The 8,229-nt window shown below is 59.4% G+C and carries 2 protein-coding genes and 2 rRNA genes (1 of these 4 running past the window's edge); all 4 read left to right on the top strand.

Going from position 1 to position 8,229, the window contains the following annotated elements:
• Nucleotides 1-1,546: ribosomal RNA gene (locus ACTQWE_RS06570) — 23S ribosomal RNA — on the top strand (it extends 1,389 nt beyond the left edge of the window).
• Nucleotides 1,547-1,659: 113 nt separating this feature from the next.
• Nucleotides 1,660-1,775 (top strand): 5S ribosomal RNA (gene rrf / locus ACTQWE_RS06565).
• A gap of 555 nt (nt 1,776-2,330) precedes the next feature.
• Nucleotides 2,331-5,327, top strand: coding sequence for an AfsR/SARP family transcriptional regulator (locus tag ACTQWE_RS06560; RefSeq protein ID WP_441856751.1), 2,997 nt, complete (start codon nt 2,331-2,333; stop codon nt 5,325-5,327).
• Nucleotides 5,328-5,471: 144 nt separating this feature from the next.
• Nucleotides 5,472-8,219 carry a preprotein translocase subunit SecA gene (gene secA / locus ACTQWE_RS06555; protein WP_441856750.1) on the top strand — a complete coding sequence of 916 codons (2,748 nt, stop codon included), beginning with the start codon at nt 5,472-5,474 and terminating at the stop codon, nt 8,217-8,219.
• The last annotated feature ends 10 nt before the right edge of the window (nt 8,220-8,229 follow it).

Here is an 8,229-nt window from a genome sequence, read left to right as displayed (position 1 = left end):
GAGCTAAGGCGAGGCCGGAAGGCGTAGCCGATGCACAGCAGGTGGACATTCCTGCACCTCCGACGCGACGCTATCACCGACGGGGCGACGAAGAAGGGTAGCTCAGCGGGGTTCTGGACGTCCCCGTGAGGCCACGTAGGCCGAGAGGTAGTGAAACGCGCCTCTCGCGAAGGCTGAGGTGGCGGACGAAACGATTGAGCGAAGTGAGTGAGCCCATGCTTCCGAGAAAAACCCCTAGGGAGCCGCTAGGAGCCCGTACCGCAAACCGACACAGGTGGGTGGGTAGAACATACCAAGGCGATCGGGAGAACTATGGTTAAGGAACTCGGCAAAACTGCCCCGTAACTTCGGGAGAAGGGGTGCCGGCCTGGGTGGAGGGACTTGCTCCCCGAGCCAGGGTCGGCCGCAGCGAAGAGGTCCAAACGACTGTTTATCAAAAACACAGGACTCTGCTGAAGTCGTAAGACGACGTATAGGGTCTGACGCCTGCCCGGTGCCGGAAGGTCACGAGGAGCTGTCAGCGCGAGCGAAGCAGCGAATCTAAGCCCCGGTAAACGGCGGCCGTAACTATAACGGTCCTAAGGTAGCGAAATTCCTTGTCGGGTAAGTTCCGACCTGCACGAAAGGCGTAACGATTTGGACGCTGTCTCAACCATAGACCCGGTGAAATTGCACTAGTCGTGAAGATGCGACTTACCCGCGGAAGGACGGAAAGACCCCGTGAACCTTTACTGCAGCTAGACATTGGCTGCCGGTCCGTCGTGTAGAGGATAGGTGGGAGACAGTGAACCAGGGACGCCAGTCTCTGGGGAGTCGCCCTTGGAATACCACCCTCGACGTTCTGGCAGCCTAACCCCGCGCCGTGATCCGGGCGGGGGACCGTGTCTGGTGGGTAGTTTGACTGGGGCGGTCGCCTCCTAAAGTGTAACGGAGGCGCACGTAAGGTCTGCTCAGGATGGTCGGCAACCACCCTTTTGAGTGCAAGAGCATAAGCAGGCTTGACTGCGAGACCCACGAGTCGAGCAGATGGGAAACCAGGTTCTAGTGATCCGGCGGCTCAGAGTGGAATGGCCGTCGCTCAACGGATAAAAGGTACTCCGGGGATAACAGGCTGATCTTCCCCAAGAGTCCACATCGACGGGAAGGTTTGGCACCTCGATGTCGGCTCATCGCATCCTGGGGCTGGAGCAGGTCCCAAGGGTATGGCTGTTCGCCATTTAAAGCGGTACGCGAGCTGGGTTCAGAACGTCGTGAGACAGTTCGGTCCCTATCCTCCGTGGGCGTAGGAAAACTGAGGGAGGCTGCCCCTAGTACGAGAGGACCGGGGTGGACGGACCTCCGGTGTACGGGTTGTCAACCTAATGGCACTGCCCGGTAGCTGAGTCCGGTCGGGATAACCGCTGAAAGCATCTAAGCGGGAAGCCCATCCCGAGATGAGTTTTCCTTTCGGTAAGACCCCTCGTAGACGACGAGGTTGATAGGCTGCAGGTGCAAGCGCCGCGAGGCGCTCAGCCGAGCAGTACTAATCGGTCGAGCTCTTCTTCCCACTATACGTGGCTCCGGATCGGAGCGGTCTTCTTGGGAAGTTCGCCTTGTCGCGCTGTGCGGCCCCCAGGGCACGGCGGAGCCGGCCCCGGAACCGAAGAATGCCCCTAGTTGGTCAGCGACCATGGCAGGGGAGGCACACCTGGTCCCATTCCGAACCCAGAAGTTAAGCCCCCGAGCGCCGATGGTACTGCGGAGCGAGTCCGTGGGAGAGCAGGACGTCGCTGACCAACTAGGGGCATTTTCGCGTCTCGCGCCGGAGTTGTGTGGGGCATATAAAACTGTTCTTAGTTGTGCTAGATAAATAGTCGAAATCTCGCAGACAACGTACGATGAACAAAAGCAGCTAGTTGTATGAACTTCCATGGTGACTTGTGCGTGTCTTGGACACTGAAGATTCCTTGCGGCCCACAGGTGCCTAAGATAAGCCATGATTGCCGTGCAATGTGATAGATTGCTGTCAGCATGGAATTGTTTGTTGCCCTATTTTTGATATATTCCATCGATTTCCTGCGACAATGAAGACAATTCAAGTAGTGCGTATATATTTAAGGTATAAAAGAAGAAATGAAATAGAACGAAATAGGCCGTATCCGGAACGAAAGTAGCCGGATGCGGCGTTTTTCGTAAAGAAGAGTTCGAAGTTGCCGCGAAACTTGCAGTCATCTGCTTCGATTGAATATTCAGTACAAAAATTCATACAATTTCACAATGAGATTCCTGCAAATATGGTGCATCTATTAGTAAGTGATGCTCTACAGGCGACAGACGTGAAAGGAATCCGAATGCAGATGCACCCGATTATCGATTCTGAGGAAGATAGTTTCTCCGAGCTTAGAACGTGCACGCTACCCTCTCGCAACGAGCTGATGGGCGCGTGGAGCAACGTGGTTAGCTCTCGAGAGAAGGTCGTAGTAATCTGCGGCGACGCTGGGGTTGGTAAGTCATTCTTCTTGGATTGCATTGCTGCGCACGAGAGGAGTATTGGCGCTGGAATTAAGACAATCTCCCTTAAGAAGTGCGACGAGAATGAGCTTGGACAAAGGTTCGTACGCTTTTCTAGGGAGACTGTGCAGCAGTCGGAAGGTTCTCCCAGAATCACCGTTTGCGTCGATGATGTGCCGGCTGCTGACGAACGTTCTTACTCGCGCATAGCTCGGGCGGTGAAAAAGATGTCGAACGCCGGATGTATCGTCGTAATTGCGCTCAGACCCGAATGCGAAGGGTTGATCGACGTGCTGGAGAACCCATTTGTTATGGACATGCACAGGCTTCTTGCCAGGTCATACCCAGGCCAAGGTACCACCCTGACGAACGGTATCCCGAAGCTGATTACCGCTCTCAAGTCTGATTATCAAATCGGAGAGAGAATTGACCGTGGCGGGCATACGTATCGAAAGGCTATCCGCGAAATGATTGCGGATGCGGTTCGAGACTCTCTTCCAAACGAGGAAATCGAGCTTCGACTTTCCCTCCTGCTTCTTGGCAGCGGATCCCTGGATGACGCCGTCCGCATTTGTCAGCATGCGGACGAAGAGTCGTTGTCTCTGCTTGAACGAGAAGCGCCATTCTTCGGGGTGTCTGTGGCGGACTCTTCTTTTCATGTCGCCGGAGTAAGTGACCTAGAGGTCTTTCATGATTGCAGGCAAGAGATTGCGGAAGCGTGTGAGAACGCGGAGTATGTCGCGCTGAATGTTGCCGACACGCTCGGAAGGCGAGGGGAGTATCGACGCATGGGGTTTGTGCTCGACGCGATTCGTGACTCCGCCCTCGCAATGTCGTTCGCCTCGCGACATGGCGTCGACCTGGTGTGCGCTGGACACGCGTCATTGGTGTCGAGGTCGATTCGTCTTTCGGATCCAAATGACGATGCCGCGCAGCAGAGGGCGCTGATCAACAGCCTTGCCGTTGCGGAGGTCTCGGCGAAGAGGGATGAGGCGGTCGGCCTTCGCGAGTCCTGCAGCGCTTTGACGAAAACCGACGTGTACGAAAAATCTGCGCTTCGGCATGCCGCAATGCTCGGCGCCTGTCGCGAGCTGATGTCAGGACGTCGAATCGCGAGGATACGACGCAACCCGAACTTGGACGACGACCAAATAGAGCTGATGTATGACCATCTGCACGCAGCAAAATACATCGTGGATGGCAAGTTTCTGGCCGGCTTTGATGCCCTGCTCGACAATCCGGGAAGAAAGAGGATGGACGGTATTCCAGCGGCCATGCTTGCAGACGACTTCTATATTTGCGAGATGATGCTTGGCGAGGTGCCTGCGCGCAATGGAAGCGGCACGGGATCGCCGCTGGAGGTATTCACGGAATGCGGGTCGGGAAGACTCGCCTCCATACATCTGGGGATGCGGTCGGCGCTTCGCATCCTAATGGGTCGGGTGACTACCTTCCCCGAGGTCGAGAAAATCGTGACAAGACTCGGGTCGACAGACGACTTGGTACCTCAGTCGGCATTTCTCATTGCGGCTGCGGTGGCAGACTTGAGGATGAAGGCCTATGCAAGCGCGAGCGTAAGGGCGAAACGAGCAGCATCGCTGGCTCGCGATGCCTCGGCTGACTACCTCTGCGCGGCTGCGAGCTTGGTCGCCGATGCAATCGAGGTTGCAGCTGGGACGGAGCTTGAGGGCAAGGTTCGGTCTCGCGGCTCTGGTCCTGCGGTTGGCGCCCTGAACGATCTGAGGAGGATGCTTGCGCAGGCCTCCCGGGGCGACACGAGCAGTCCCGTCCGATTCGATGTGCTCCAGCGGTCAACCTGCTCGAGGGAGATTCTCTGGGCACTAAATCTGCTCCTGAACGACTGCGGTCAGGCTTCGAGAAACATCAGGTCCATCATGCCTGCGAATTGGGTCCGATATTCCTCGAGCCTGCTTGGTGCGATGAACGAGTCTCAGGACCAGGGGGACGTACCTGAGCGGAACTTTGGCGAGGGTGACAAGGAGAAGGGTGACAAACCGGTGAGAATCAGGACGCTCGGAACGTTTTCCGTGGCAATCGATGGAAGAGAGCTTCCCGTAAGCGCACTTGGCGCACGGCGTGGAAGAAACCTCGTCTATGCGCTTGCCCTGACAAGAGGACACTCCCTTGCCAAGCGCGAGGCAATCAATATGGTCTGGGGCGACTACGACTACAGCACGGGGAACCAGAAGCTCTACGAGACGGTCTGCCTTGCTCGCAAGATTCTTAGGGTTGGTGATGACAGGGAATCCGTCATCTTAACGGGACGGTCTTCGGGTAGGATTGCCCTCGACATGGCGAAGGTCACTATAGATGTGGACGAGTTCGAGGCCCGTGCGAACGACGCGCTTTCAAGTGAGGGCATGGACAGAAGCGTCGTGGCTCTGGCAAGCGAGGCGAGGGACATCTACTCTGGTGGTGTCGCAGAGATGATCGACGACCCCTCCGGGGCTATCGAGAGTCGCATGGAGTCGCTTGCGACTCTGCATGCCGACGTGATGGTGGCCGGTGCCAAGGCTGCGCTGCGGGAGGGGAAGACGTACCTCGCGTCACAATTGTCGGGAGAGGCGCTCAAGGATGACTCGTTACGCGAGGACGCCCTGCTGCAGTACGTGACTGCGCTGGGCGTGCTTGGCCGGACCGCAGAGATCGTGACGGCGTATCGTCGCTACAAGGACGCTCTTGTCCATAAGTACCACGCGCTGCCGTCGGAGCCGGTCAGGAAGAGCGTGGACGAGGCCCTGGAACACAGCGGGAGCAGCCTGACGGCTGAGAAAATAGACGGGGTTGCAGCTGAGGTCGACGAGGAGGCTTCCTAGGAGAGGTGCGAAGGTGACCGCGGGCGGTGCCAATTTGATGGTTACACGGGCGTGCGCTGCGCTTGCTGCCTCCTATTGATAAAGTGGGAGCGTTGATTAATGTGCCCGCGGTCGCCGCGCAGGCTGATGTCCAGAGGAAAGATTATGCCAAACTTTTTTTCTAAATTGCTTTCTCATGGCGCGGATAAGCAGCTAAAGGAGTTTGAAGCGATAGCGGAGAAGGTCAACGACCTCGAGCCGCAGGTCAAGGCACTGAGCGACGAGGAGCTCAGGGGCCAGACCGTGCTCTTCCGCGAGAGGTACGCCAACGGCGAGACGCTGGACGATCTTCTCCCCGAGGCATTTGCCACGGTGAGGGAGGCGTCGGTCAGGACGCTTGGCATGAGGCACTTCGACGTGCAGGTGATCGGCGGCATCGCGCTTCACCGGGGCATGATCGCGGAGATGAAGACCGGCGAGGGCAAGACGCTCGTGTCGACGCTCGCCGGCTACCTGAACGCGATTCCGGGCGAGGGCGTGCACATCGTCACCGTGAACGACTACCTTGCGAAGCGCGACAGCGAGTGGATGGGCCAGGTCTACAAGTTCCTGGGCATGAGCGTCGGCATCCTGCAGAACGGCATGAGGCTGGACATGAAGAAGCCCGCGTACAATGCGGACGTGACGTACGGCACGAACTCGGAGTTTGGCTTCGACTACCTGCGCGACAACATGGTTGGTCGCGCGGACATGCGCGTGCAGCGCGGTCACCACTTCGCGATCGTGGACGAGGTCGACTCCATCCTGATCGACGAGGCGAGGACCCCGCTCATCATCTCGGGCGCGGGAACGAAGTCCGCGAGCACGTACAAGGACTTCGCGCGGGCCGTGCGCGGGCTGACGCCCGACGTCGACTTCGAGATGGACGAGGCGAAGCACACCATCGCGGCGACGGACCAGGGACTGAGGAAGATCGAGCGGAGCCTGGGGATCGACAACATCTACTCGGACATGTCCGGGCAGCTCGTCAACCACCTACAGCAGGCCCTGAAGGCCCAGTACATGTTCCACAGGGACCAGCAGTACGTCGTGGTGGACGGCGAGGTCAAGATCGTCGACGAGTTCACGGGCCGCATCATGGAGGGCAGGCGCTACTCCGAGGGCCTGCACCAGGCGATCGAGGCGAAGGAGGGCGTGTACATCCGCGAGGAGAACCAGACGCTCGCGACCATCACGCTGCAGAACTACTTCCGCCTTTACGACAAGCTCTCGGGCATGACGGGAACCGCCATGACGGAGGACGCGGAGTTCAGGGAGATCTACAACCTGCCCGTGCAGGTGATTCCGCCCAACAAGCCCGTGCAGCGCATCGACCACGACGACCTGGTGTACAGGACGGTCGAGGCGAAGTTCAACGCCGTGGCGGACGACGTTGCGAAGAGGCACGCGACCGGCCAGCCCGTCCTGGTTGGCACGGTGTCGATTGAGAGCTCCGAGCGTCTCTCGCGCATTCTGGATAAGCGTGGCATCAAGCATGCGGTGCTGAACGCGAAGTTCCACGAGCGCGAGGCGCAGATCGTGGCACAGGCCGGCCGCGAGGGTGCCGTCACCATCGCAACGAACATGGCCGGTCGTGGTACGGACATCCTTTTGGGCGGCAACCCCGACGTGCTTGCCATCGACCTCATGCAGGACGACGGCATCGACGTGAGCGAGGGCGTGAGCGCGGAGATGCGCGCACCGTACCTGAAGAAGGCGAAGGAGATCTGCGCGCGCGAGAAGGAGCATGTGCTCGCGGCTGGCGGACTGTGCGTGATCGGCACCGAGCGCCACGAGAGCCGACGCATCGACAACCAGCTCCGCGGTCGTGCCGGCCGCCAGGGCGACCCCGGCGAGACGCAGTTCTACCTCTCGCTTGAGGATGACCTGATGAGGCTGTTCGGCGGGGACCGCATGGACCGCATCTCCGCGATGATGACGAAGTACGACATGCCGGACGACATGCCGATCCAGGCGAAGATGGTCACGAAGGCCGTGGAGAGCGCCCAGCGCAAGGTGGAGGAGATAAACTTCGCCATGCGCAAGAACGTCCTCGACTACGACGACGTCATGAACAAGCAGCGCCAGGTGATCTACGAGGAGAGGAACAAGATCCTCGACGGGAAGGACCTCGTGGCGCACGTGGCGGAGGTGACTCGCGGGACCGTCGACCGCAGGGTGCAGGAGTTCTGCGGCGAGAACGTCGACCCGAGCGACTGGGACGTCGAGGGACTGCGCAAGTGGGTCGTGGAGCTGACCGGCAGGACGGACCTGCCGGAGTTCGAGGACGACGAGGACCGCGACGCCATTGCGGACGCCGTGTACGACTACGTGATCGAGTGCTACGACGCCAAGTCGAAGCTGCTGTCCGACGACATCATGCAGCAGCTCTCGGCCCAGGTGATGCTGCGCGTCATCGACACGAGGTGGATGGCGTACCTGCAGGAGATGGACTACCTGAAGACTGGCATCGGGCTGAGGGGCTTTGGCCAGCGCGACCCGCTCGTGGAGTACAAGACGGAGGCGTTCGCGGCGTTTACTGAGCTCGTGAACACGATGTACGAGGACTTCCTGCGCACGATCCTGCGTCTGGAGCTTGCGGCGCCGCTGACGGAGGCCGACGAGTCCGACGACCTGAGGGGCGCGAAGTACTCCGGTCCCGCGGACGTCGACGGCGACCAGTCCTCCCACAGGGCGGAGATGAGCGAACGCGCCGGCGCCCCGGGCGGCGCGAGGCACATGGCCGCCCCGGACAAGCCGACGACGTACCGCAAGGCCGATGACCCCGACCCGTACGTGGGCGTCGGACGCAACGACCCCTGCCCCTGCGGAAGCGGAAAGAAGTTCAAGAACTGCCACGGCAGGAACCGATAGCAAAGCGTGG

This window comes from Parafannyhessea sp. LCP19S3_B1 (assembly GCF_052121955.1).
Classification (GTDB): Bacteria; Actinomycetota; Coriobacteriia; order Coriobacteriales; family Atopobiaceae; genus Parafannyhessea.
Note: the sequence above shows the minus strand (reverse complement) of the source record. Positions and strands in the feature narration are given on the sequence as shown.